13 protein-coding genes are annotated in these 24,951 nt (G+C 64.2%); 3 read left to right on the forward strand and 10 right to left on the reverse strand.

Translation table 11 applies throughout. The features are described from left to right. Positions 1-321: 321 nt before the first annotated feature. From LQ215_RS25165 to gspG, 9 genes are all read right to left on the reverse strand, one after another. Positions 322-12,939 carry a filamentous hemagglutinin family protein gene (locus LQ215_RS25165; RefSeq protein ID WP_230153077.1) on the reverse strand — a complete coding sequence of 4,206 codons (12,618 nt, stop codon included), beginning with the start codon at positions 12,937-12,939 and terminating at the stop codon, positions 322-324. A 215-nt stretch (positions 12,940-13,154) separates the two neighbouring features. Beyond that, the gene (locus LQ215_RS25170) at positions 13,155-14,339 is read right to left on the reverse strand and encodes a substrate-binding domain-containing protein (RefSeq protein WP_230153078.1); all 1,185 of its coding nucleotides are present in this window, start codon (positions 14,337-14,339) and stop codon (positions 13,155-13,157) included. 397 nt (positions 14,340-14,736) lie between these two features. Further along, positions 14,737-15,948, reverse strand: coding sequence for a type II secretion system inner membrane protein GspF (gene gspF, locus LQ215_RS25175; protein WP_230153079.1), 1,212 nt, complete (start codon positions 15,946-15,948; stop codon positions 14,737-14,739). Next, the gene (gene gspE / locus LQ215_RS25180; protein ID WP_230153080.1) at positions 15,948-17,366 is read right to left on the reverse strand and encodes a type II secretion system ATPase GspE; all 1,419 of its coding nucleotides are present in this window, start codon (positions 17,364-17,366) and stop codon (positions 15,948-15,950) included. The genes gspF and gspE overlap by 1 nt, the downstream gene beginning before the upstream one ends. A 139-nt stretch (positions 17,367-17,505) precedes the next feature. Further along, entirely contained in the window at positions 17,506-19,866 is a 2,361-nt protein-coding gene (gspD, locus tag LQ215_RS25185) for a type II secretion system secretin GspD (RefSeq protein WP_230153081.1), read from the reverse strand. Further along, entirely contained in the window at positions 19,863-20,435 is a 573-nt protein-coding gene (gene gspM / locus LQ215_RS25190) for a type II secretion system protein GspM (RefSeq protein ID WP_230153082.1), read from the reverse strand. Before gspM ends, gspD begins: the two co-directional genes overlap by 4 nt. After that, positions 20,428-21,609 (reverse strand): type II secretion system protein GspL, encoded by a 1,182-nt coding sequence (gspL, locus tag LQ215_RS25195; RefSeq protein ID WP_230153083.1) that lies wholly within the window; start codon positions 21,607-21,609, stop codon positions 20,428-20,430. The genes gspM and gspL overlap by 8 nt, the downstream gene beginning before the upstream one ends. Beyond that, the gene (gene gspK, locus LQ215_RS25200) at positions 21,606-22,592 is read right to left on the reverse strand and encodes a type II secretion system minor pseudopilin GspK (protein ID WP_230153084.1); all 987 of its coding nucleotides are present in this window, start codon (positions 22,590-22,592) and stop codon (positions 21,606-21,608) included. Before gspK ends, gspL begins: the two co-directional genes overlap by 4 nt. Positions 22,593-22,600: 8 nt before the next feature. Then, the gene (gspG, locus tag LQ215_RS25205) at positions 22,601-23,050 is read right to left on the reverse strand and encodes a type II secretion system major pseudopilin GspG (RefSeq protein ID WP_046062736.1); all 450 of its coding nucleotides are present in this window, start codon (positions 23,048-23,050) and stop codon (positions 22,601-22,603) included. A gap of 148 nt (positions 23,051-23,198) precedes the next feature. On the opposite strand from gspG, the gene gspI reads away from it, so the two are divergent. Next, positions 23,199-23,573: a type II secretion system minor pseudopilin GspI gene (gene gspI / locus LQ215_RS25210; RefSeq protein ID WP_230153085.1), complete on the forward strand. Its 375-nt coding sequence runs from the start codon at positions 23,199-23,201 to the stop codon at positions 23,571-23,573. A gap of 117 nt (positions 23,574-23,690) precedes the next feature. Here the strand turns inward: gspI and LQ215_RS25215 are convergent, their stop codons facing one another. Then, positions 23,691-24,134, reverse strand: coding sequence for a type II secretion system protein N (locus LQ215_RS25215; protein ID WP_230153086.1), 444 nt, complete (start codon positions 24,132-24,134; stop codon positions 23,691-23,693). A gap of 117 nt (positions 24,135-24,251) precedes the next feature. Here LQ215_RS25215 and gspH point away from each other — a divergent pair, with 117 nt between their 5' ends. After that, positions 24,252-24,704: a type II secretion system minor pseudopilin GspH gene (gene gspH, locus LQ215_RS25220; protein ID WP_230153087.1), complete on the forward strand. Its 453-nt coding sequence runs from the start codon at positions 24,252-24,254 to the stop codon at positions 24,702-24,704. After that, positions 24,701-24,951 (forward strand): PulJ/GspJ family protein (locus tag LQ215_RS25225; protein WP_230153088.1); only part of this gene is annotated, 251 nt, incomplete at its 3' end. The genes gspH and LQ215_RS25225, both read left to right, overlap by 4 nt.

Here is a 24,951-nt window from a genome sequence, read left to right on the forward strand (position 1 = left end):
GGCAAAAGCGTTTTGCTTACTTTTGCGCTTTTCAAAAGTGAGCCGCCGTCAGGGCGGAACCCTAAGCCGCCGTGACCGCAGCAACGGATATGTACCCAATCCAATCGGTCGAAACTAAAGTTCCACAGCCTTAAGTGAACAGCATTGCTCGCCACAGGGCCTTGTTCCCTGCGCGACAGCGCAGCGTCGAAGACGCGGCGGCCACTCCCTCGCCACAAAAAACCTCCAAAACCATCCGCCACAGATTGATCACCGGTAAACCCTGTGGGAGCTTGCTCGCGATGAGGCCAGCACAGCCAACCTCACTGCAATCTCAATCTCCTACAAACTCAACCGCCCCCGCTCCTCCTCAGTCAGCCGCTGGCGGCTCTGCTCGTCCAAAGGCCCCGCACCCAGTACCTGCACCGGGCTGGCCGGGTCGTAGGCGCGAGGCGCTTCGCGGCTGGCGCCGTCGCGGGACGGGGCCAGTTGCTCGGAGCCGAAACTCACCACCTGCACGGTAAACACCGACGCCTGGTTCTGCCGCGCCGCGTTCTGTTGCTGACGGGCCACGTCTTCGGCCGCTTGCGTCGCCGAAGACGCCGCCGAACTGGCCGAAGTGATGGCCCCGGTGTTCACCGAGGCCGCCAGCGGCACGCCGGTGGATTTGCCCTGGGTCTGGATGTTGGCCGCGTTCACCACGGTCAACGCCGCGATGTTGACGTTGCCCGACACCCTAATCCCCGCCTCGCCCGCATCGATGGTGCCCAGCGGCGCGATCAGGTCGATATCCCCCGGCGCCACTTCGGCAATCGGGTTGAGGGTGGCGATACCCGCCCCCGTGCTCGGCACCGACGGCGACAGCGTCACGTTGCCCCAGGTATCGTACAAACGCTTGGGCGGCGTGTAGACCACGGTGGTCTTCGAACCACGACCGGCGTTGATGTCGCCCTGGGCCGACCAGCCGAGGATCGAGCCACCAAAGGTGGTCATGATCCGGCTCTGCCCCAGCAGGATGCTGTTCTGCGCATACAACTGGATATCGCCCTCGCCCTGGGTGATCACCCCGGCGGTGGACGGCGGCGCGTTGCCCTCGATGCCGAAGGTCTGCCCACCACCCGGGGTCAGCATCTGAATGCTGCCACCAAAATCGGTGTGCACACCCGCCCCGCCGAACATCGTGATGTCGCCCTTGTACGTGATCGCGTTGCCCGCCACATCCTTGCTTGGGAACAACAAATCGATAGCCTCTCGCCCGCGCAGGTAGCTGCCCTGGCGCACGCCGCCCACTTCGTTGTACTCCCGGCCACCGGCCTTGAGCTCGGCAAAGTACACATCCCGGGCAAACACCCGCTGCTGCTCCGCCGGCAACGCCGCGAAGAGGCTGCGGGCCTGCTCGGTGTCGCCACTGAAGCCGAAGCGTTCCTTGAGCCAATCCACCAGTTCCACCTCGTAGGTCTTGGCGACCTTGCCGTCCTGGTTCGCCAGGGGCACACCGGCCAAAGCCTGGTTGGCCGGGTCCAGGTACGCCTTGACGAAGCGTCCGTAATCCGCCCCGTTGAGCCCCGCGCCGGCTTGCAGCACCAGGCTCGCGCCAGGGCGGGAATCCCCTGGCACCACCGCGCCGATACTGGTGATGCTGACCTTGTCGTCCATCAGGATATTGCGCCCGGCGGTGATCTCCAGCAGGCCGGGGCCGGCGACGTTGAAGTTGCTGTAGAGGATGTCGCGCCCGGCTGACACGATGGAGCTGTCGGTGGGGTTGTTGTGGATGAAGAGGTTGCCGGTGGTGGTGTAATTACCCGTGTCGAGGTTCTCATTCAGAGACCCGCCCAGCGGTATGCCGCTGCTGACAATGTCTCGCCCAGCCATCATCCGCACAGGTCCGGCGCCTTCGTATGCGATTCGCCCCGGCCATCTGCCTGTGGAGACTGATGTCATCGACCGTCCGGTGGCGACTGCCAGCAAGTCACCTTCAAGCGCATAGAAGCGAGCAGGATCGACATTAAGGGCCCACTCACTGGAGGCGCTGCTGGTGTCGAAGGCAAGCAGCGGCAATATGTTCGCACCAGGACGTGCGAAATTGCCGTCGGCTGAAAGGTTGCTGGCCTTTATGACGAAACCATCGACGATACCGACAAAGGCTGGCCGTAACGGTGTGGCCAGGGCCGCGGAGGCAGCACCGGAGCGACTGACCGACATGTCGCCACCGTAGATGGAATCGCCGGCCATGAATTGCAACTCACCGTTGATGCCGGGAGCGAGCAGCAGTGCCGGACGATTGTTGCCGTTGTAGCCTGTTCCAGACAATGCTGAGGACTTCCCATAGTAAAGGCTGCCGCTGGCCGCCACAGCTCTCAGGATCGATGGGTAGACCACCGCCAGATCCGTTGCGGTGCTGAAGGTAAAAGGCGTCAAGTTGCCTCCCGACGACCACAAGTCAATCGCAGTATTGGCCGTCCACAGCGTGAACCAACTCACGCCCGATCCATTGGTGTTACCGTCCTTGAAGCGTGAGGCACTCATCATCGGCGCCCGCCCCGGATCGGCGACGTCCATCACCACAAGATCGCCTGAAGTCGTCAGATCGAAGGTAGCATCGCCCGGCATGAGGGTCAGGCCGCCGGTCGCAAACCCTCGTGTGGATTTGAAGGAGTCGTAGGCTCGCGTTTCTCCAGGGGACTGTGCTGCCACAGCATTGCCGTATTGAAGGTCGATTCGACCGATGGCGCCGCTATCGATCTGCGCGTGCCCCCGCAGGTTGATGACCGCGCCGTTGAGATGCCCGTTCGCGAACAGGCTCTCGGGATTCAAAGCACCACCCACACGCAGATTGAGATCACCACCGCCGGTCAATTGCAGGCTGCCATCGGCGCCCACACGTCCGGTGCTGCCTACCGCCAACAGCAGCCCCTGGCTGCGAGGGTTGATGTTTATGTTGAAGTCACCACCGGCGAGCCGGTTCAACACCCCCGCGTCCCCCTTCACCTGTACATCCAGATCACCGCCACCCAAAGTCCCGAATCCGGTGAAAGCGCCCATTTGATCAGCGCCCCCCGGCACCGTCGACGCGGTATAACTACCGAAGTTGATCCACCAGGCGGTCGGCTGGCTGTTCGCTGAATCACCATTGCCCTGGCGCCAAAGCCAATTGCCCACATTGGCCGAGTCCTGGCCCCTGTCGGCGGGATTCGGTCGTCCGCTAGGGTTTGCAGGCGCCGTCAGGTTACCGCTGAGGTCGCCGCCGACCTTGAGCAATAGGTTGCCGCCTGCGTCCGGATACCAGGCGCGATAGAGACTTTCAGTGCCGCCATCGACCAGCTTTTCGTTACTGCCATCCTCGTCGGTGAGCACCTTGCCGTTGGCGCCCAGGGCCTTGGGTTGGTTGTAGGGATCGCCCGGGAACGTCGGTGCCGACGAGGTGCCGGCGGTGTAGATGCCGAACAGCGAATCCATGCGCAGGCTGCCGCCGCTCAGCAGTTCCAGGTCGCCGGTGCCGGTGCGGATAACGCTTGGACGGGTACTGCCAGCAACGAACTCGTAGTCCACGCCGAGGGCCGCACAAAGGTTCGACGCATATTCGCAAAGCGCCTGGACCGAATCGAATCCGAAAAACTGGGCGGCCGACGCATCGATCAGTTCGCCTGCCTTGACGTCAAAACCGGATCCCGCCAGTTCATCCGCCGCAGCTTGCGTCCACTTGTAAGAAGATTGGAGCGCACACATGAATGGAAGGTCGGCACAAAATGCCTCGACCGAGGCGTAACCAAAGGCGCCAATGATTTCCTGGTCGATAGGTGCGCCGAGCTCGACGGTGACCCCAGCATTCAAAAGCTCTGCGACCCCCGCTTCAGTCCAAATAAAAGTGCCTTTGGCCGGCACCGGCGAACCGAACATACCGTAGTGGCTGTCGGCAAAGCGCAAGTCGCCATGCACCGGTTCAGGCTGGACGATCCGGCTGTCCGCCGCCGTCGTATCCGCCCCGGCCACCAACCGCAGCGACCAGGATTGCGAACCCTCGGCGAGCATCGGCGCGACGGCCCACATCCGACCCTGGCTGCCGGCGATTTCCGGACGTAGCTGGATCGACGCGACGCCATCGGGCAACTTCACATCGGTGCCGGACGGGATCAGCGAACCGCGGTTCAACGCCAGGCTGCCTTCGAGCTTGAGGATATTGCTCTGGGCATTGCCCGCGTTTGCCACGTTGGGCAGCGCAAAGCCCTTGGGCCAGGTGAAGCCGCGCAGTGCGGCGGCACTGGTCAACACGCTGCCGGCGCCCAACTGCGAGCCGGCTTCGAGGGTCTGGGCCCGGCTCAGCAAAGTGCCGGCGGCAAACAGCAGGTTGCCGGAGGCGTCGTGCACCGCAGCCGCCAATACCGTGCCGGCCGGCAGCTCCAAGGGTTGCTCCAGGATCGCCGCCACTGGCAACCGGGTGCCGGCCGCCAGGGTCACGTTTTTGATGGGTAAGTCGTAATTGAGCGTGGTTCCCGCCGGGAACGCCGTACCGTCGGCCAGGGTCACGCCGGCACCGGGGACGACGATGTCGCCACCGGTGAAATCGATGCCGGGCAGCAGCACCCAGCCTTTGTCATCCTGGGTGGCGGGCGGCGGAGCAAATCCGTCGTTGATGCTGCCGTAGATGCTCAGGTCGCCACCGGCGCGCAGGGTCAGCGCACCGGCCTCGCCGGAACCGTACACGGCAGTTTTCTGCGTGTGCGGGTTCACACCGGCATAGCGATAACCGGACAAGTCCAGGTCACCCTGCACCACCAGATCACCGTCGGCGCTGGCGCTGACGATCTCGACGCCGGGCCGTAGGTGGAAGGCATCGGCGTAACGGGCGTTGTTCAGACCGGCAAGTTGGCGTTGCATCAAATCGCTGTTGGCCAGCGCCGCGTTGATGAAGGCGATGCTGTCCTGATGTTTGCCATCCAGGTAGGCCTGGTCGATGACCTGATAAGGACGGCCACTGGCCGCCGGATCGCTGCCAAAGGCTGCGTCGTTGTACTGCCACATACCGTTGACCGCGATGGACCTGGCGCCCTGGATATCCAGACCACCGCGTGCATCAATGGCAATGTCGCCCTGAGTCGGATCCGAGCCGGCACGGCGTGCATTGAGTTCCAGCGTGCCACGGGCACGACCGTCGTGCTGCCCGGCAGGCGCCGCAGTGCCATGGCGCAAATCGATGCGAGCACCGTCGGCCAGGGTCAGCACACCGGTGCGGGAAGTCAGATCGACCGTGGCGCGGTTCGGTGAGTCGATGATCTTGCCGTAACTGTCCACGCGAAGCCGGTTACCGTGAGCGTCAAGCACCGCGTTGCTGCCCAGCGTCAGGGACCGCCCGGCCGCGAGCCGGATGCTGCCGACCCGTTCGCCGCTGGCGTCTACCTTGCCATTGACCAACAGGTTTCCATTGTCGACCGACACGCTGATGGTCGAGGCCTTGAGTTCATTGCCGATCACCAGGTCGCCCTGTTTGAGCTGGAAGCCACGGGAACCGAACACCTGCCCGTCGTTCAACCGTTGGTTCAAGGCCGCGAACTGCTCGCTGAGGCTGCCGTTGCCGCCCAGGCGCTGCGCCTGGACTTCCACGCCGCCGGCCAGGTACGGCATGGCGGTGCCGCCGGCGTCATATTCGCCCGTGCTACTGCCGAGAATACGCCCCTGCAAATCAACGATCCCGGCGGCCTCGTCCAGGGCCCCGGCACTGAGCCGGCCAGCCTGATTGTTACGGGCCGAGAGGTCGATGCTTGAACCCTCCGCCTGGCGGATGCTGCCGTTCTGGCTTCGCAGGATCACCTCGCCACCGGCGCTGTAGCGCGTGACATCGTTGAAGGTCAGCGTGCGCCCCGCCACGTCGATCAACGACGCATCCGCCAGGGTCAGGTCATCCGTCGCGCTGAGGGTGAGCTTGCCGCTGGGCAGCACCACTGCGCTGGCGAGGTTGAGGCTCGCTCCCTTGAGAGACAGCTCGCCTCCAAGCCCGGAGACAGCGCCCGACTTGGCAGTCGTGCCCGTTACGTTGACCGCGCCGCCTGCGGTAATACGGTTGACCGATCCGGCTTCACCGGTGAGCAACGGCGTGAGGATATTAAGGTTGCCGCCGCCGTAGGCGTAGCCCGTTTTCGCGTCGTAGGCGCCCTGGCTCTGATACACCGCCAGGCTGCCCTTGTGATTGGCGGTCACACGTTCGCTGGCGCTGAGGTAGACGTTGGCGAACCCCAGCACCAGGCGATCCAGGGTGGTGACCGAGCTGGGCTGGGCGAAGTCACCGTAGCCGAATTCGATGCGCTGGGCCTGGATGTCCAGGCGACCGGCACCGGTGCCGGCCCCGCCGGCAATCACCGAACCCGGCGCGCCAACGGCACCGTTCCAGATCAGGTTGGCGGTGCGAATGGTCGCCACGTCATTGGCGCTGCCGGCGCCATAGATGGCCGGGGTACTGAGCATCAGGTTATTCAGGCGCGACTTGCCGGTTGTCGGGTCATAGGTGTCGAGACTGACGGTGCCGTAGAAATTCAGCGCCTGACTGGCCGACAGTTCGAGGGTTTCCAGGGCCGGAGCACCGTATTCGGTGTCCCCGCGCAGCAGGCGATCGAGCACGGTCTGGCTCAAGGTCAGCCCCGCCGGCAAGACCTGGTGCGTTGCCGCAGCGCTCAAGGCCTGGGCGGTACCAACGTTGATGTTGCTCAGGGCCAGGGTCAGGTGACGAGTGCCGTAACGCACCTGGTCGTCCAACTCCAGGCTGCTGCCGGAGGCAGCAACGATGCTGCCTTCGGAGTGAATCCGGGTCACGCCGCTGCACGGCGTCAGGCTGCATCCGCCGATGTTGACCGTGCCGGTGGTGCCTGATACAGGGGCCAAAACATTGAGCAAGCCATTGGAGGCGGCCAGCAAGCTGTAGTTTTGGAACGTCACATTGAGGTTATAGATAAAACCATCACGGGCATCGTAAGCAGCCTTGCCCCGTCCGATGGTGTTGACGGCGGCGCCTCGTTCCACCAACAGTTCGCCGCCGTCGGCCAGCAGGAATACCTCAGGCGCCGACAGGGTCGCACCTTCCCGCAGCGCGACACTGCGGGACACGCGTTGCGGCGTGATGTAGTTACCACCCTGGCCATAGAGCACTGAAAACTGGCCGCCGATCACTTGGCGTGAAGCATTCAACGCATTAAGACTTTCGGCATTGAGGGTTACACCCTCGAAGCCGGCCGTAGCCCCCCGCCCTTCGGCAACCACCTCCAGCGCGGTACCATTGCTGGCGACCACCGCGACGGTTCCGCCGTATCCCCCAGTCTGAGGCGCGAACTTACCGATGCCGTTGAAGGAGAAAGCCTGATCTGCGGCGCCCTTTGCAAGGTTCAACTTCAACATTTTGGCATCTACTGGCAACAAAGCCCTGGGAACGCCCAAACGCGCGGCGTCGGCCACGGCGAACTGGGCGTAGCTGGTTTCGTTGTATTGCGAGTAGCGACGCAGCACATCGCCCGAGGTCAGGATGACTTGGCTGGACAAACTGTTGCGCTGCCCGGTATTAGCCACCGACAGCACGCCGGCGGTGGTCCAGGAACCGTTGCGCATCTGTTGCGCGCCCGTTGTGACACCTTGCCCCGCCAAGCCATTGACCTCGACTCGGAACGCCCCCGGTAGCAAGGCATAGGTGGACGGCATCAGGGTGTAGGTGCCGGCAACCAGTCCGGGCACACCGGCACCGATGGTGATCTGCTGGCCGACCCTCGGATCGACCGCGCCACCTTCGGGGGCGACCGGCGCGTATTGGCTCTGATTGCCCGGCACGATGGCGTAGACCGGATTGCTGGACAGCCCCGGCAAGGTGAAACCGCCATTGGCGCCGATTTGTACCAGCGGGTTGAAGCGAGCATCGGTGGAGCCGCCTCGACCGGAGATGAAACCTGCGCCGAGCAACTCACCGCCACCGGACAGATCGAGCACCGCGTCTTCTTGCGCCACCACGGATCGACCGCCCAGAATCACCCCGATATTCAAATCGGAGTTGTCGTTGGGCGTCGCTCCCTGTCCCAGCAACACGACCTTCTTGCCAGCGTACTCGTAGCTCTGCCCGTCGACGGTGCCGCCGTAAGGTAGGACGAGGCCCAGGCCACTGACCGAAGTCAGGCTGCCGGGTAGCAGTTGCACTCGGTCAGTGGTGCCGAGGCCATCGTTTATGCCGACTTCAATCAACCCCAACGGTGCCCGCACCACGCCGCCCTGCTCGATCTTTGCGCTGCCCAATTGCAAGCGACCAAATGCCGAATAAGGCACTGCAGGTGTGACCTGGGTAGTACGCTCAATGACCAGGCTGCGCTCAGGGTCATAGACAGGGGCACTGGCACCGGTATACCCCGCCAACACCCGAGCTCCAACCCCGGTCGCCGGATACAGCTGCGCCGCTTGCAACACCATGTCCGAAGGGGTCAGCAATTGGGTGGTAAAGCCCGTAGGCAATCCCTCATTGGAGAGCCCTGCCAGGAATCGCAAATCACCCCGGCTGCGTAGCTGAACCCGATCGAAACCGGCGCGTTCCAGCTCAACGGTACTGTCATCGGCCTGCCTCACCGTGCCTTTGCTACTGAACATCACGCTACCCTGCACATCCAGCAGGTCCGCATTGACGGAAAACACCGCCTTGTTCGCCAATAGCGACACTCCGCCGCCATCGACTATTGGCCGGGTATAGCGGTCAAAACTCGGTCGACTGGCCGTCAGCCCCGTCGCAAATGCCAGCAACACATGGGGGGCATTGAGCTCGACCCGGGTATTGGCTGGCGCGGTTGCGCTCAATGCAAAGCTGCGGGCGTACAGGCTCAGGCTTTGGCCGAGGGACATCGACAGGTCGCCATCGACGCTCATCAGGCCGTTGCTTAACAGGGACAGGCTATCGAAACCACCGGCCTGGACCTGATCGATACCTAGCCGCCCGTGACCATAGACCAGCGAATCCGCCGAGGTTTCAGCCGTATCGCTCAGTGGGCTGGCCTGGGCAGCGCGCGCCAGCACCAGTTCACGCACCTTCAACACCCGATCATTGACCGCACTCTTGAAGTAATAGGGCGTTTCCAGCGCTACCGACAAACTACCGCCAGCGGCCCCTGCTCCACCCGAACGGGCGCTGAACGAACCGTTCAGGTACAGGCCATTGGCCGACGCCAGGGAAATGCTGCCGCCATTGCTCGTCACCGACGTGCGTCCCTGGCCGGGGATATCCAGCACGGCCTGGCTGCCATCCGCTTGCAAACGCGCACCGTCGCGCACCACCACAAACAATTCGGACGCCGAAGTCGATCCTTTCGCGGCATCGATCTGGCCGCCGATGACAATCTGCCCGCCGTCGCGCACCAGGCCGTAGGTCTGACCGCGCATGTCCCGAGCTGTTACGGCCCGGCTCGATACATCGATCAGTGCTTGTTCACCCAGCCAGATGGAACGACCGTGGCCCTGGGCATTGACTTGATCGCGGACCGGATCGCTGACGCTCAACTCGGTGAGACTGACCCGACCGCCCCAGGCGTTGAGGGTACCGTTGGCAGTCAGTTGGCCGATGCTGCGCACATCGATGCCCTGACCCGGATCGACGCTGATCACGCTGCCCTTGCCCAGGTTCAACACCGTGCTGGCCATGTCGGCGGCGCTGGCGTTCGCGGTGCCGGCAGTGAGGCTCAGACTCGCGCCGCGACGTTGGGTCAGGACACCTTTGATTGCATCTTCTTGGTACAGCGCCGGCGTCCAGCGTTGCAAGGCATCGGCCGGCTCTGCATCGCTGCCGGTGCTCAACGCCTGCTCGTCAAAACGGTACACCGGCATCGTCACATCGACTTGGGTCCCGTCGGCCACGGTCAGACCTTCGTTACCGGTGATGTCATAGGCCGAGAAGCCTTTGTCGAAGAAGTCACCGCTCAGTTGCACGGTGCCCGGTTCAAGCGGCGAGCCGCTGTTGCCGATCAGCACTTTATTGGCCGCCAGCTTCAAGGTCCCGCCACCGCTCACTCCGGTACCGCGCAGTTCACCGTCAAGGTTCAAGGCGCCGTTACCAGACGACGCGCCGGTACTGGTGGTCAGGGTCAGGTCACCGCCCTTGCCACCGCGGGTCTTGCCATCGGCCATGACGGCGGCGCCGGAGCTGACGTCGATCAGGCTGCCCTGGCGCACAGTGATGTCGCCGCTGCTACGTACAGACACGCTGCCACCGTTGATGAACGGCAGGCCCCGGCGATCGTTGCCGTCGAGCAGCAAATTGCTCCACCGGCCAGCGGTGTTCAACGTCACGCCCTCGCCCAACGTGACCACAGCACGCAAACCTGTGGTGGGCGAAAGCACGACATCTCCCATCTGGAAATTATCGGTTCTGACCTGTTTAAGCACGTTACCCAAGGCAATGCGACCGCTGTGGGCCGTCAGGTCGGCGTTCACTTCCACTTGCGGCGCGTAAAACGTGATATCACCGCCATCGGCCACTTTGAGCGTGCCATCGACTTTGATGCCGTCTGCCGCCGCCACCTTGACCGCGCCGAGCTGGAAGCCATTGAGCAGTTCGTTATCCAGCACCAGCTTGCCTTGCCGATCGGTGTCGACCACCGAGGTCAGGTCCAGGCCTGCGGCAATTTTCTCGGTCACCTTGCCGACGGTGACCCGATCGAAGGTAGGGTTCAAACCACTGTTGATCACGCCTGCAGTCTTGTCATAGATCGGCGTGTAACTGCCTACCCACAATTGAGCGCGCCGGGCCACGGCGTTTTGTGATTGCTGGTAACCGTCGAGGTTGAGGTTCGGCGCCTGGGTCTGGCGTTCGCCCTGGTAGACCTCGCCGACGATCTGGCCTTCCAGCACCGCGTTGCGGGTCGACACCACCAGCTTGCCGGCATCGCGGCCAACGGTGTACCCGGCCTCAAAACGCTCGCGCGGGGCGATCAGTGGGTTGTAGTAGTAATCGGTCTGGCCCCAGCGTTGGCTGTGGTCTTCGTAGCCCTTGTAGATGCCGGTGTAGAGAATGTCCCCCGGCGCCTTGGACAATTCATACAAGCGCCCATTAGGGCCCTTGAGCCAGGACTGACGCAGGTACCCGCTCTGCACATCCAGGGTACCGCCGGACAGGTTCAGTTGCGCTGCCTGCTGGGTCACCACGTCGTTGCCGGTGAACGTCAGGGTGCCGCCTTGAGCAGCCCATTCACCGGCGCTGTGGCCTCGGGTCCCCAAATAGCCGCCGACTTCCAACAGCCCACCCGCCGTGTACCAACGGTCGGTGGCGTAGCCGTTGGTGCCCGCCGGCACGTAGATCAAGTCACGCACGTCCACCCACACATCATTGTTGGTCAGCTTGCCGCCCTCGCGGTTCACCGGTGCGTCGCGCTGTTCGTTGCCCTGCACGTTGACCTTGATGGAGTTCGACTCCATTGCCACCTTGACGCCGATGGCGCCGGACACGTCGATCACCGCGCCATCGCGCACCAGGCTGCGACCGGCGGCGCTGACCGCGACCTGGCCGCCGGTGGCCAGGGTGATGGAGCCATTCTGGAAGTCGACGCTGCCGCCACTGACGATCTCGACTCGGGACTGGTCGGTGCGATCGACCACGCTGCTGAGGTTGTTGAACTGACCGCTGATCAGGTTGTTCGGCGTGCCATCCAGGCCGGCCGGTCCGGCATTGCGCTGGCTGTCCAGGGCACTGCCGCCTGCGGCATCGAGCAGCACCGCTGTGGCACTGCCCTGCCCCAGGGTCACGCTACCGCTGCTGTCGCTGAAGGCGTTGAGCAGGTGCACGGTGCCACGGGTGTCCACCGAACTGCTCGCCACCGCCACGCCGTTCTGCTGCACCTTGTGCCCGGTGAGGGTGATGTCGCCGGTGCTGGCCTGGATCAGGCCGCTGTTGATCACCGTGCCGGCGCCGCTGCCGGGTTTGAGGGACGTCGCGACCTCGTTGCCACGGGTGGTGGAACGCAGGTTACCGCTGGTGCCCTGGCCGCGACGGATATAAAAACTGTCGCCCGCCGCCAGGGTGGTCTGGCCCTTGGCGGTGATGATGAAGCCCGCGTTTTCCACTTCGCTACCCAGCAGCAACGCATAGCCGCCCCCGGCCGTGGAGGTGGTGGCACGGTGGGTTTCGATCAGCGCGCCCTGTTGCACTTGGACCTTGCCCGCCGCATCGGTGAAGGTCGGTTGGGTGCCGGTGGCATCGACATACAAGCCGCGCTTGCTGAATTGCTCATCGCTGATATTCGCCGCCACCGCCGCCAGGTTGCGCACGTTGACCTGGCTGCTGCCGCTGAAAATGATGCCATTGCGGTTGACCAGCATCACCGTGCCGTTGCCCTTGATCTGGCCCTGGATCTGGCTCGGTCGCGCCTGCGGGTCGTTGACCCGGTTGAGCACCGCCCAGTCCGATTGCTGCTGGAAATCCACCGTGGTGTTGCGCCCGACGTTGAAGGTTTCCCAGTTGAGAATCGCCTTGTCGGCCGTCTGCTCGATCTTCACCGTGGTCTTGCCACCGGCCTGGGTCTGCTGCGGTCCCTTGGCGTTGAGCCAGCCCTGGGTCAGGCTGTTATCGACCTTGAGCCCGCCCTCGCCCAAACCGTCGGGCACCACTTGAATCTGGCCGAGCGCAGCTTGCCTACCCGCAGCCTGGGCCGCCTGCTGGGCGGCGATGGCGGCCACGGTGTTGTTGAGGTTGGTCAGCGAACGCTGCAACTGCGCATTGGCCCGTTGCTGCTGCGCCAGGGGCGGCGGCATGCCTGGCTGCGCCGTCGTGGGCCGCCCCGCGCCACCGGCCTGGGACGCGCCCTTGGCGGCAAACCAGGCCGAACTGAACGCCGTCGCCGCGTGGGCATTGCCGGCCACCATCAGCAGCGCAACGGCCTGGGCCAGCGGCTTGAGCCGCAACATCGACAACTCGCCATCGCGACGTGGAGCATTCAGGTTCGTCTGGGGTTTGCTGCGCAGCATCCTACTCATCCTTTCGGGTTCGCTCTAAGGGGTCGCAACGCAGTGCTGTCAGGCTGCCAGCGTTGGTTATAGGGGATAGGCGGTTACAGCCGCTCGGGACCGAACGGATGTCATGAAAATTTCATGTGGCTGTGTTTGTACGGGTATGACGCAAAAAGTCAGCAACGGCTTTCACCGTTGCTGACCGGGGTACTGCGGGTCGTTCAAGCGTGGGCTTACAACGGACGACCGATGGCGTTGCAGACGCTGGTGTTGCCAACGCTCAGACCGCTGGAAGCCGTGACGAAGGAATCACGAATGGCGGTTTTCCAGGCCGAAGGCAGCGGCACGAAACGGTTGGCGGTGATGGCCGAGTCGTTGTTGGTCAACGAACCGTAGTGGCGGCTGAAGAAGTTGCGAACCTGAGTGGTCTGGGTCGCATCGGCGTAGCACTGGCTGAAGATCACGTTGGTGAAGCCCAGGATTGGGTAGCCGGTGGTTGGGTAGAGGCGCAAGCTAGGGTCAGCCGGAATTGTGTCATCAATCACTTTTTGGGAAGTGAAAATAGGCACCCAGGCGTTTGGTTTTGACCGGTCGCCAACAGCAGGAACCGTAACGGCATTGATAGCTGCCGACACGTTGGCTGGTGCAGGGGAAAGACCGCCAACACGAGCGACCTTGGTGGCGTCGTCCAGACCGGCCAGGGTAGTAGCGGCGTAATCCGGGCTCATGTAGGTGATACGACCCTGCGCAGCGTTCAGTGCAGTCATCACGTTAGCACTGCCGGAGGCGGAAACCGCACCCGCTGGCAAGCCACCGCTGTAGCTGGAGGCGAAGGTGGTGGTGACAGAGAAGGTGCCGGTTTCAGCGCACTTGGCGTTCAAGAAACGGGTGAACAGCTCGGTGGTGCCGCTGCTTTCCGAACGGTAAACCACGGTGATCGGGCCGGTACGGCCCGAACCGGTGATCTGGCTCCAGTCGGTCAGACGGCCGGAGAACACACCGCACAGTTGGTTGACGCTCAGGTCGACGTTGGCGGTGCCGGTCTTGTTGAAAGGAATAGCAACCGAAGTGGCGACCGAAGGCACCTGGATCAATGGACCCCAGGCGGCACCGTGGGCACTGACGTAGGTGCTCAGTTCAGTGGCGCTGAGCTTGGAGTCGCTACCAGCCCAGTGCACTTTCTTGCCGCTGGTGTCGCCAGGCACCAACTTGGTGTAGTCGTTGGTCAGGAAAGCCGACTTGCCAGCACCGCTGCCCACGCCGATGTAGGGGGCAAAACCGGCAGTCAGTACGCCGGAAGTCTGGTACAGCGGCTGAGGCAAGGTAGCGCCACCACCGTTGACATCAGCCATGGCGGCCTGAGCGGCGCAGAGGCCGGCGAGGGTCAGGGATACCGCGAGAACGTTGCGCTTAAACATGAAGAATCTCCTTTCATCGTGTTCGTACGTAGGTTGGGTGACGCGTGCTTGCCGTCATGGCGCTCGGTCCTGTGCCGATGGCGATGGGGTGAGGCCATGGGTTAGAAATTCGCAGCTTCCGGTGACAGATAAAGGAAAAAACCTCGGGAGCTGAGGGCTGTTTTTCGAGTTTTTTCCTCGGGTGTTCGAGGGCTCTGCGCCGTGGGTTCAGGCGGATATTCCAGGGGGATGGCGAGGGCTGGCCGTGGAGGTGGCGGCGCACGGTTGCCGGGCGGCGGAAGATTACAGAACGAGGAACCCGAGTTTGGCGCGGTCAAGGCTCGGGAGATGTCCGCAGCGCCGGAAAAACTTCTGACCGGTCGCCACAAGATCAATGTTCGCCACGGGTTGCGTGTGCTTACTGAACCAACTGATTGATCTCGATAATCGGCAACAACACCGCCATGACGATCACCAGCACTACGCCGCCCATGACCACGATCATCAACGGCTCCAGCAGCGCAGTCATGCCCATCGCCCGGCGTTCGATGTCTCGGGACAGGGTTTGCGCGGCGCGTTCGAGCATCGGCGGCAGGCAGCCGGTTTTCTCGCCGCTGGCGATCAGGTGGATCAGCACCGGCGGGAAGACTTTTTCCACCCGCAGCGCCGCCGCCAGGTTGACCCCTTCGCGGACCTTGGCCGTGGCCTCGCTGACGCTCTGGCTCAGGCGGTCGTTGGACAGCGTCTGGCGTGCGGCTTCGAGGGCTCGCAGCAACGGCACCCCGGCTCCGCCGAGAATCGCCAGGGTCGAGGCAAACCGCGCGGTGTTGAGGCCCAGTACGAAGCGCCCGATCAGCGGCAAGCGCAACACCCGCGCGTGCCAGTTCAACCGCGCCGCCGGTTTGCGCAAGTACAGGCGCCAACTCCAGAAGCCACCGGCCAGCACGCCGAAACACAGCCAGCCCCAGGCACGAATGAAATCACTGGCGGTGAGCATCGCCACGGTCAGCGCGGGCAGGTCTTGCCGGGCCTGGGAAAATGCACTGACCACCTGCGGCACCACGTAGCTGAGGAGGAAAATCACGATGGCGACCGACACCAGCCCCACCACCCCGGGGTAGATGAACGCCGTGAGGATCTTGCCCCGCAGGTTGTTGCGCTCCTCGATGTAGTCCGCCAAGCGCTCCATGACCTGGGCCAGGTCGCCGGACTCTTCACCGGCGGCGATCAGCGCCCGATAGATCTCTGGAAAATCCCGAGGCCGTGCCGCCAGCGCTTCGGCCAGGCGCATGCCGCTGCGTACATCGGCGCGCACCGCGCTCAGGGTCTGGGCGATGTGCTTGCGCTCGGCCTGTTCCACCGTGGCGCTCAACGCCGCTTCCAGCGGCAGGCTTGCGCCCAGCAGGCTCGCCAGTTGCCGGGTAGCCCAGGCCAGGTCGTTGTCCGAGAGCTTGGCGCTGAACAGTCCACCGCCATTGGCTGGCGCCGTGTTGCGCTCGACCTGCACCTGCAATGCCGTCAGCCCGCGACTGCGCAACAGGTTGAAGGCCGCGCCCTGGCTGTCGGCTTCCAAGTGTCCGGATTCGATCTTGCCCTGGGCGTCGGCGGCCTCGAAACGGTAGCGATTCATCAGGCGTCCCGTGTTACGCGCAAGATTTCTTCAGGGGCCGTGGTGCCACTGCGCACCCAGCGCTCGCCGTCCTCGCGCATGCTGAACATCCCCGCTCGGCGAGCGGCGGCGCGCAGTGCCTGCTCCCCTGCCCCCTGGTGGATCAGCGTGCGGATGTCATCGTCGATGCAGAACAATTCATGGATGCCGGTGCGGCCGCTGTAGCCGGTCTGGTTACAGGTCGGGCACCCCACCGGTCGCCAGGTGCCGGGCGTGGCCGGATCCGGCTGTTTGCACTGTGGGCAGAGCCTGCGCACCAGTCGTTGGGCCAGCACGCCGAGCATCGACGAGGCCAGCAGGAACGGCTCGACGCCCATGTCGATCAAGCGGTTGACGGCCGACACCGCATCGTTGGTGTGCAGCGTCGCCAGCACCAAGTGACCGGTTAGGGACGCCTGCACGGCGATTTGCGCAGTCTCCAGGTCGCGGATTTCGCCGATCATGATGATGTCCGGGTCTTGGCGCAGGATCGCCCGCAACGCCAGGGCGAAGGTCATGTCGATCTTGGCATTGACCTGGATCTGGCTGATGCCCGGCAGGTCGTATTCCACCGGGTCTTCCACCGTGAGGATGTTGTGGACGCTGGCGTCCAGCCGGGCCAGGGCGGCGTAGAGGCTGGTGGTCTTGCCGCTGCCGGTGGGGCCGGTGACCAAGACGATGCCGTGGGGCTGGCGGATCAGGTGATCGAGCTTGCCCAGCACGTCCGGGTCCATGCCCAGGGTTTCCAGTTGCAGGCGCCCGGCTTGCTTGTCCAGCAACCGCATCACCACCCGTTCGCCGTGGCCGGTGGGCACCGTCGAGACGCGAATATCGATCGGTCGCCCGGCCACGCGCAGGGCGATGCGGCCGTCCTGGGGCAGGCGTTTTTCGGCGATGTCGAGCTGGGCCATGATCTTGATCCGCGACACCAGCGCGCCGTGGAGGGCCTTGCGCGGCGAAACCACATCGCGCAGGGTGCCGTCGACGCGGTAGCGCACCACCGAATGGCTCTCGTAGGGTTCGATGTGGATGTCGCTGGCCTCGTCCCGTGCGGCCTGGGTCAGCAAGGCGTTGATCATGCGAATCACCGGCGCGCCGTCCTGGGTGTCCAGCAGGTCGGTGATCTCGGGGATGTCCTGCATCAACCGGTCGAGGTCCACTTCGTTTTCCGCCGCCCCCACCACTGCGGCGGCGCTGCCGGTGTCGGCGTAGGCACTGTTGAGCAGCCCATCGAGCTCCTCGTCGCGCACCCGCTCCAGCCGCACCTCGCCAAACTGGCGACGCACTTCACTGATGGACCAGCCCGGCGTGGACGGGCACACCATCAGCACCGCGCCCTCTTCGGATTGGCGCAACACCAGGCGCTGGGCCTTGGCCCAGGCGTATGGGAGGGTGCTCATGTTGCTCCCCCAGGCCCAAGACACACACACGCCCCCTGTGGGAGCGAGCCTGCTCGCGATAGCGGTGGATCAGCTTGCATGGATGTCGATCGGGTCGCCGTCATCGCGAGCAGGCTCGCTCCCACAGGATGGATGTTCATCAACGAGTACCTCCTTCAATCGGCACCGCCTTGATCACCGCCCTGGGCGTTTGCAGGCTCACCGGCGCAGCCCCGGGAATCGCTCGGGCCGAGGCCGGCAGTTGCGGGGCTTGCATGTCCGGCAGTGCCCAGCTGCGTTCCGGTTGCAGCAGGCCTTGGGCGCGGCGCATGAAGTCGTAGCGGTTGAGGGTGATGCCGCGGCCCGCCGCCGTGTCGCGGATGATGTAGGGCCGCAGGAACACCATCAGGTTGGTCTTGGTGATCTGCCGCCGCTCGTTGCGAAACAGCGCTCCAATCCCCGGGATCGTCGACAACCACGGCACCGCGTCATTGCTCTGGCTGTAGCCATCCTGCAACAGCCCGCCAAGGACCATGATCTGTCCGTCGTCGAGCAGGATGCTGGTGTCGATGGCGCGTTTGTTGGTGACGATACCCGTGGTGCTCGAGGCGCGATTATCGACGCTGCTGACCTCCTGATAGATATCGAGCTTGACCGTCCCGCCTTCGGAAATCTGCGGCCGGACATTGAGCTTCAAACCCACCTCCTCGCGGGTCACGGTCTGGAACGGGTTGTTGCTGGTGCCGCCTCCGCCGGTGACGTAGCTACCGCTGACGAAGGGAATGGTCTGGCCGACAAAAATGCTTGCTGCTTCGTTGTCCAGGGTCAGCAGGTTCGGTGTCGACAACACATTAGTGCCACCCTTGCTCTTCAAGGCCCGGGCCAGGACCTTGAGGTCGAGAATCTTGCCGATCCCGGGAATGTCCACGGTGCCGTTGACCAAGCCAAGGTTCAGGCCCTGGGGCAAGACATCGATGCTGGTCTTGCCGTTGAGGTTGAGCCCCGTGCCGCCGAGATTGACCCCGCCGATCACGCCGCTGCCACCGAGGTTGCCGGTCTGCCATTGCACGCCGAATTCGCTGGCGTCGTCCTCGCCGACCTCGACGATCAGGCTCTCGATCACCACTTGGGCACGCCGCTGGTCCAGTAGATCGATGACTTCCCGCAGGTTGCGGTACAGCGGGTCCGGCGCGGAGATCAGCAAGGTGTTGGTGGTAGCGTCGGCCTGGATGGTCACGCCGCCGGCGCTGAAGGCAGTGCCCTGTTCATTTTTCGTCGAAGCGGAGGTCGTGCCATTGCTGCCTTGGGCGTAGCCGTTACCACTGGTCGACGCACTGCCGCTGGTGGTGCTGCTGGTGCCATCGCCACTGCTGCCCTGCCCGCTCTGGCCATTGGTGCTGGCGCCCATGCCGCTGAGCACCGAACGCGAGTTGTCGCTGCCCTCGCCTTCGCTTTCCCCGGTGAGCAAGCCGCGCAGGGCCTGGGCCAGTTTGCCGGCCTGGGCGTTGCGCAGGTACACCACGTGCAGGTTGCTCGGGTTGTTCTGGGCGTTGTCGAGCTTGTAGATCAGGTTGCGCGCCAGCTCCGTGCGCTCGGGGCTGCCGGCGCGAATGATGATGGAGTTGGAGCGCGGGTCGCCGATCACATTGATCTTCTGGGTCTGGTCGCCACCCTGGGTTTCCAGCAGGTCAGAGACCATTTGCGCGATGTCGACGGCGATGCCGTTGTGGACCGGCACCACGTCGGTGTCGATGGCGCTGGGGGTGTCGATGCCTTCGATGAGTTGCGCCACCCGCGACAGGTTCTCGGCGTAATCGGTGACGACAATGGTGTTGTTGCCCGGGTAGGCATTGATCGGGTTGTTCGGCGACACGATCGGGCGCAACACCGGGATCAGGTTCACCGCATTCTCATATTGCAGGCGGAAGGTGCGCGTCAGCATGCCGTTGCCGGCCGGTTTGTCGGCGCTGTAGATCGGCCCACCCAGCAACTTGGCGTCGGCCTCCGGCACCACCTGGGCCACGCCGCCGACATCGACCACGCTGAAGCCCTGCATGCGCAGCGCGGCCAGCAGCATGTCGTAGGCCTGGTGAGCCGGGACCTGGCCTTCGGACACCAGCGTCAGGTTGCCCTTGACCCGCGGGTCCACCAGGAACTGTTGGCCGGTGGAACGGGACAAGGCCCGCACCACCGCCTGGATATCGGCCTCGACGAAATTCAGCGTCACCGGTTGATCCCCCAGGGGCGTGCGCGCCGGCGCAGTGCTACGCGGCTCTCGGGCACGGGCGGTGAGATCAACCTGATGCCGCACCGCAGGCTTGCGCTCACGCAGGTCCTGGGCCCGCTGGCGATCGAGCAATGCATCGCCGCTGCGCTGGGTACTCCCCAACGGAATGCCCAGTTCGCTGTCCACCAGCAACGGTGGCTGCGACGCGGGCGGCGTGTTGTTGCACGCACTCAACGCAAGCAACAACAGCGGTGCAGCCTTGCGCCAATGACGTGGGTATCTGGCCCCTTTCATGAAGCTTCCTTAGCGCCTTGCGCCTGATCCATGCGTACGGTTCCGGACAGTGTGCCGGCGGTGTTGTCGGTGTCGTGGTGGTCGGGATTGGCAAGGGCGGTGCGCTGCAAACGGGCCTCGATCACTTCCAGGGAAAATTGTCGTGGGTTGCCCAATAGCCAGCTGATCACCGCCTCCGCCGGAGCCTGCTCGAACGTGAGCTGCCAGGCGTTGGGACGCTCGGCGTCGGGCGCTTGCAATTGGTAATGCTGGCTCAAGCCGCTGGCGTCCAGGCTCTGGCGCAAGGCGGCTTCGAGGGGCTGGTCTTGGGCAGGCCCCGCGACGTCACGCAACAGCACTTGGAGGGCTTCGGTCTGTGAGCGCAGCTTCGGGGTTTCGGCTTGCCAGTAGGCGATGGTCTTGAGCGGCGGCTGGATCAGCGCAAGCCAGACCAGACAGCCGCCCAACACCAGCGCGCCCAGGGCCACGGCGGCTTGTTCGCGTACCGCCAGCCCCCGCCAGAACGTGTGTAAACGCGTGCGAAAGGCTTGCCAGCGTCCCCATGCCTGGGCCAGGGATTGTTTATTCATCGTCGGCGTCCGGGGTTTCGTCGGGGCTGTCCTGGTTGCCCTGGCCGGCCGGGGCCACACGCAGGGTCCAGCCCTGATCGATGGCGGCGACGTCGATGCCGGCCTGGGCCAGGGGGATTTTCCAATCGTCTGCAGTGGCGGGTTTCTGTGCCTCGGCCACGACATCCAGGCGCAACTCACCGCTCTCGAATACCAGCGCCTGGACATTGCCGCCCATGAACGGCATGGCACTGCCCGCCTGCTGCACCAGGCTGGCAAAGCGTTGGGCCGGGTCGGTCGCCGCACCGCTCTGGCGTGCAGCGATTTGCTGGCGTGCCTGTTGCAGCGGGTTGAGGATCACCGGCAACTCGGGAAACGCCTGCTTCACCCGCTGGCTCATCTGCGCCTTGAGCCGTTGGCCCTGGGCCGCTTCGCGGGCGGCATAGAGGTTCAGCCCGACCACCCACACCGCCAGCGCTGTCGCACAGATCGCTGCCGCCCGGCCCCAACCACCGCGCTCGACGGCGTTGCGCGAAAGGCCGGCATGCAAGCCCCAGCCCGGCGCTGGGCCAGTCCAGCGTTGGCTTTCAGCCAAGGTATTGATCGAAGGTTGCGGCGCAGCCTCGCCGACCCAGTGCAGCCCCGCCCCCGTTTCCAGCAGCCACTCGTCCAGCGCCTCCTCCTGCAACGGTTGCACCACGGCGTGCTGCAAGCCATGGCGCACCAGCAGATGGTCGTCTTCGATGCAGGCCACCGGCCCCGACAGCACCGGCAAGGCGTAGGCCGCCGGATAGAGGCCGCGCAGCTTCATACCGGCCTGGTGTACAAGCCGCCCCAGATTGGCGAGGGATTCACGGTCCAGCCAGGCGATCTGCACCTGCCCGTCAATGTCACGCGGGCTGTGGGCCACCTGCATGTGTTCGCGGGCTCCGAGCATCAGGGCCTGGGCCGCGCATGTCACCGCGGCAGTGATCTTGGCCGCCGGTAATAGTGGCAACTCCAGGCGGGTCAACAGGCTGTCGCGGGGATGAAGGAAACACTCCACCGAAATATTTTTACCGCCTTGGCCCAATGCCCGCAGGCTGCTGCGGCCTTGCTCGCGAACCTGGCCCTGGCGATCCAGCCAGGCAAACGCCACCCCGCTGTCGAGGTCCAGGCTGCCCAGCGGCGCCAGGGCAATGCGCAAGCGCGTCATACACCCACCCTTGACCAGATCACCAGGGGCAAGCGGTCCTCGGTGCGTTGCAGCAATGCCTCCAGTTCCACCCGCCGCTGACCGCTGCGTGCCTGGCCTCGCAGACGGAACCAGTCGCTGGTGATGCCAACCTTGACGCTGGCGGTGTCCAGCTCCGGCATGCGCAGGCGATTGACGAAATCCCCACGATTGATAAACCAGTGGCCGCCGTCGCGCTCCCTGACCAGTGCCTCGGCCCGTTGCAACGACAGCCCCGGCACGTAGGCGGCCAGCACCGGCGCACTGGCGGTGTTGCCATTGAGCCAGGTGTTGGTCGGCAGGACCGTCACGTACGGCGCCAGTGTGTCCAGCAACCGCGGGGTGACGCCCTTGACGCTGCGCAGGTCTTGCAAGGTGCGCAGCATCGGGCGCGTCGGGGCCAGTGGCGTGTTATCGGCTTGCGGCGAGGTTTCGCGGCCGCTGTTGAAGGTATTGGCCTTCGGCGCCTGGTCCGCCCGCTGCGGATTCAACAGGCGCGGATACGCCTCGACGACCCTTTCGACGATGCGCGTACGGACCGTCGCGGCCACGCCCAGCTGCTGGCACAGGCGTTCGAAGGCGCGCACTTGTTCCTCGTCCACGCGCTCATTGGCGACGAGGTTGCGCAGGTTGAACTTGCCTTGTTCATCTTCCAGCTGGCCTTCGAACGGCGTGTCGATCTGGCCCGAGCCCGGCATCACGATAGGTTTCGCCCAAGGTTGGCCAAAGCGCGTCAGCGGATCGCGCTGGCGGGCGTCCCAGAGCAACTGGCGACTCAGTTGCAAACCGCCCTGCAACCGCGCCGTACCCTGGACACGCAACTGCTCGGCCTCCAGGCTGCGGGTGAACAGGGTCTGGCGGGTCAGCATGCCGCCGGCGATCACCGCCACCACGGCGGCAATCAGCAAGGCGCTGATGACCGCCATGCCGCGCTGCTTCGCCGCGAGGGGCGAATCCGTCTGCATCACGGCCCTTACAACTGCCAGGAGCCAATGTCGGCATTCACGCCGTCGCCGTCAGGCTGGCCGTCGGCACCGAGGGAAAAGATATCGACTTCGCCGTTGGCCCCGGGGTTGAGGTAGTTGTAGGGACGTCCCCACGGATCATTGGGCAGGCGCTCCAGATAAGAACGCCAGGTGCTGTTTTTCGCATCGGCCGGCTTCTCCACCAGCACCTTGAGGCCCTGGTTCATGCTCGGGTAACTGCCGTGGTCCAGGCGATACAACTTCAGGGCTTGCATCAGGCCGCCAATGTCCTGTTTCGCCGCCGTTGCCCGCGCCTGGTCGGGGCGGTCGAGCACCTTGGGCACCACCATCGCCGCCAGGATGCCGAGGATCACCACCACGACCATGATTTCGATCAGGGTGAAACCCCGCTGCCCGCGAGGGCCTTGGGAACGGGCGTTGTAACGGGCGATCTGCATCTCGACGGTCCTTCGCTGGATTCGATTCGAGGCGCAGTGTTGCAAGAAAATATGTCAGTGATATTGAAATTGCTCAGGAGCTTGCGTCGTCAATTGGTCATGAACGGCGGCTAGCCTTGAAGGCTGCCCTCGCCCCCGAGCCCGCGCCATGTCACGTCCCGCTCCGCAAGCCGGCTTTACCCTGATCGAAGTGCTGGTGGCCCTGGCGATCATCGCCGTGGCCATGTCGGCCGCCGTGCGCGTGGCCGCGGTGATGACCCAGAGCAACGGCCTGCTGCGCGACAAATCCATCGCCCTGCTGGCCGCCCGCAGCCAGCTCGCGCAGTTGCGTCTGGAAGGCCGTCTTGCCCAGGGCTCGAAAGTGTTCGAGTGCGACCAGGGGCGATTGCTGTTGCGTTGCGAACAGAACCTGCGCCCGGCGGAAAACGGCCGGCTGCTGCGGGTTGAACTGAGCGTGTCGGACCGCAGCCGCGAAGCACCGCCGTTGGCTCGGTTGGAGACGTTGGTCAGCCGAGAGAAATAAAGGCAGACACACCCCCCCTGTGGCGAGGGAGCTTGCTCCCGCTGGGTCGCGAAGCGGCCCCAAAATCTTGCGGTTGCTGCGCAACCGAGCGGGAGCAAGCTCCCTCGCCACAGAGGTTCAGCGCTGATTTTCGGGGCGTGTCAGGGACGGCAAACTCACCGAATCCGGCAAGCGAGCCAGGGCCAGTCGGGTCTGCTCGTTGCCGCGTTCGATGACCACCGCCTGCGCCTCGATCGCCACCAACCGTACCCCTTGGGCCACCCGTTCACCCACCAGGAAACTGCGCGGCGGTCCGTCATTGAGACTGAGGATCGCCACGGGCGCGCGGGTGCCGGCCATCACGCCGCTGACCTTGATGTCCACCGCTGCCGGCTGGTTGGAGAACCACTGCAGCGCCGGGTTATCGGAACGCTCGGCCATGCGTTGCGGGGCGACATCCGGCGTGCGCGACTCGGCCGACGTGAGCAGCAGCGAGGACCAGGTCGCCACCCCGGCCAACGCCGCCAACAAGCCCACGGCCTGGACGATTTGCGCCGGGGACACACGCTCGATGAACGCCATGGCCTGAAACTCCTTTTTTCGATTCCAGCTTGCAGCGTACGCGTCAATTCTCTCCGTTTTATTTCACATCCTTATCATCTTCACCGTGCAGGATGGTTTTCACGCAAAGGAGCGCGCATGAACCTCGGCAAGCAACGCGGTTTCACCCTGATCGAATTGATGGTGGTGCTGGTGATCATCGGTATCGCCAGTGCGGCCGTGAGCCTGAGCATCAAGCCGGATCCGTTGAAGTTGCTGCGCCAGGATGGCGAACGACTGGTGCAACTGTTGCAACTGGCCCAGACCGAAGCCCGCACCGACGGGAGACCGATTACCTGGCGCTGGGACGCCAAGGGGTTTGGCTTCAGTCGTCGCGCCGATCAAGGCACCGGACTGGATCGCTTCAGGGACGACCCGCAACTGCACCCACGTCGTTGGCAGAGCCCGGCGATGGAGGTGCGCGTGGAACCCAGGCAACGGGTCGTGCTCAATGCCGAATGGCTCGGCGAGCCCTTGCAGATCCGCTTGTCGGACGGCCAGAACAGTCTCACCGTGCAACGCAGTGCCGCCGGGCGGGTGCAACTGCAATGAGCGCCCGGCAGACAGGCTTCACCTTGCTGGAAGTGATGGTGGCGATCCTGCTGATGGCGGTGGTCAGCCTGATCGCCTGGCGCGGACTGGACAGCGTGACCCGTGCCGACAGCCACTTACAGGCCAGTACCGAACAGACCGAAGTCTTGTTGCGGGTATTGAACCAACTGGAGCGCGACGTGGCCCTGCGCGCCAGTATCGAACTGAGTGAACCGGTCAAACCCGGCGTCGACGACCCACCCTCGAC

The organism is Pseudomonas brassicacearum (assembly GCF_918698105.1).
Classification (GTDB): Bacteria; Pseudomonadota; Gammaproteobacteria; order Pseudomonadales; family Pseudomonadaceae; genus Aquipseudomonas; species Aquipseudomonas brassicacearum_F.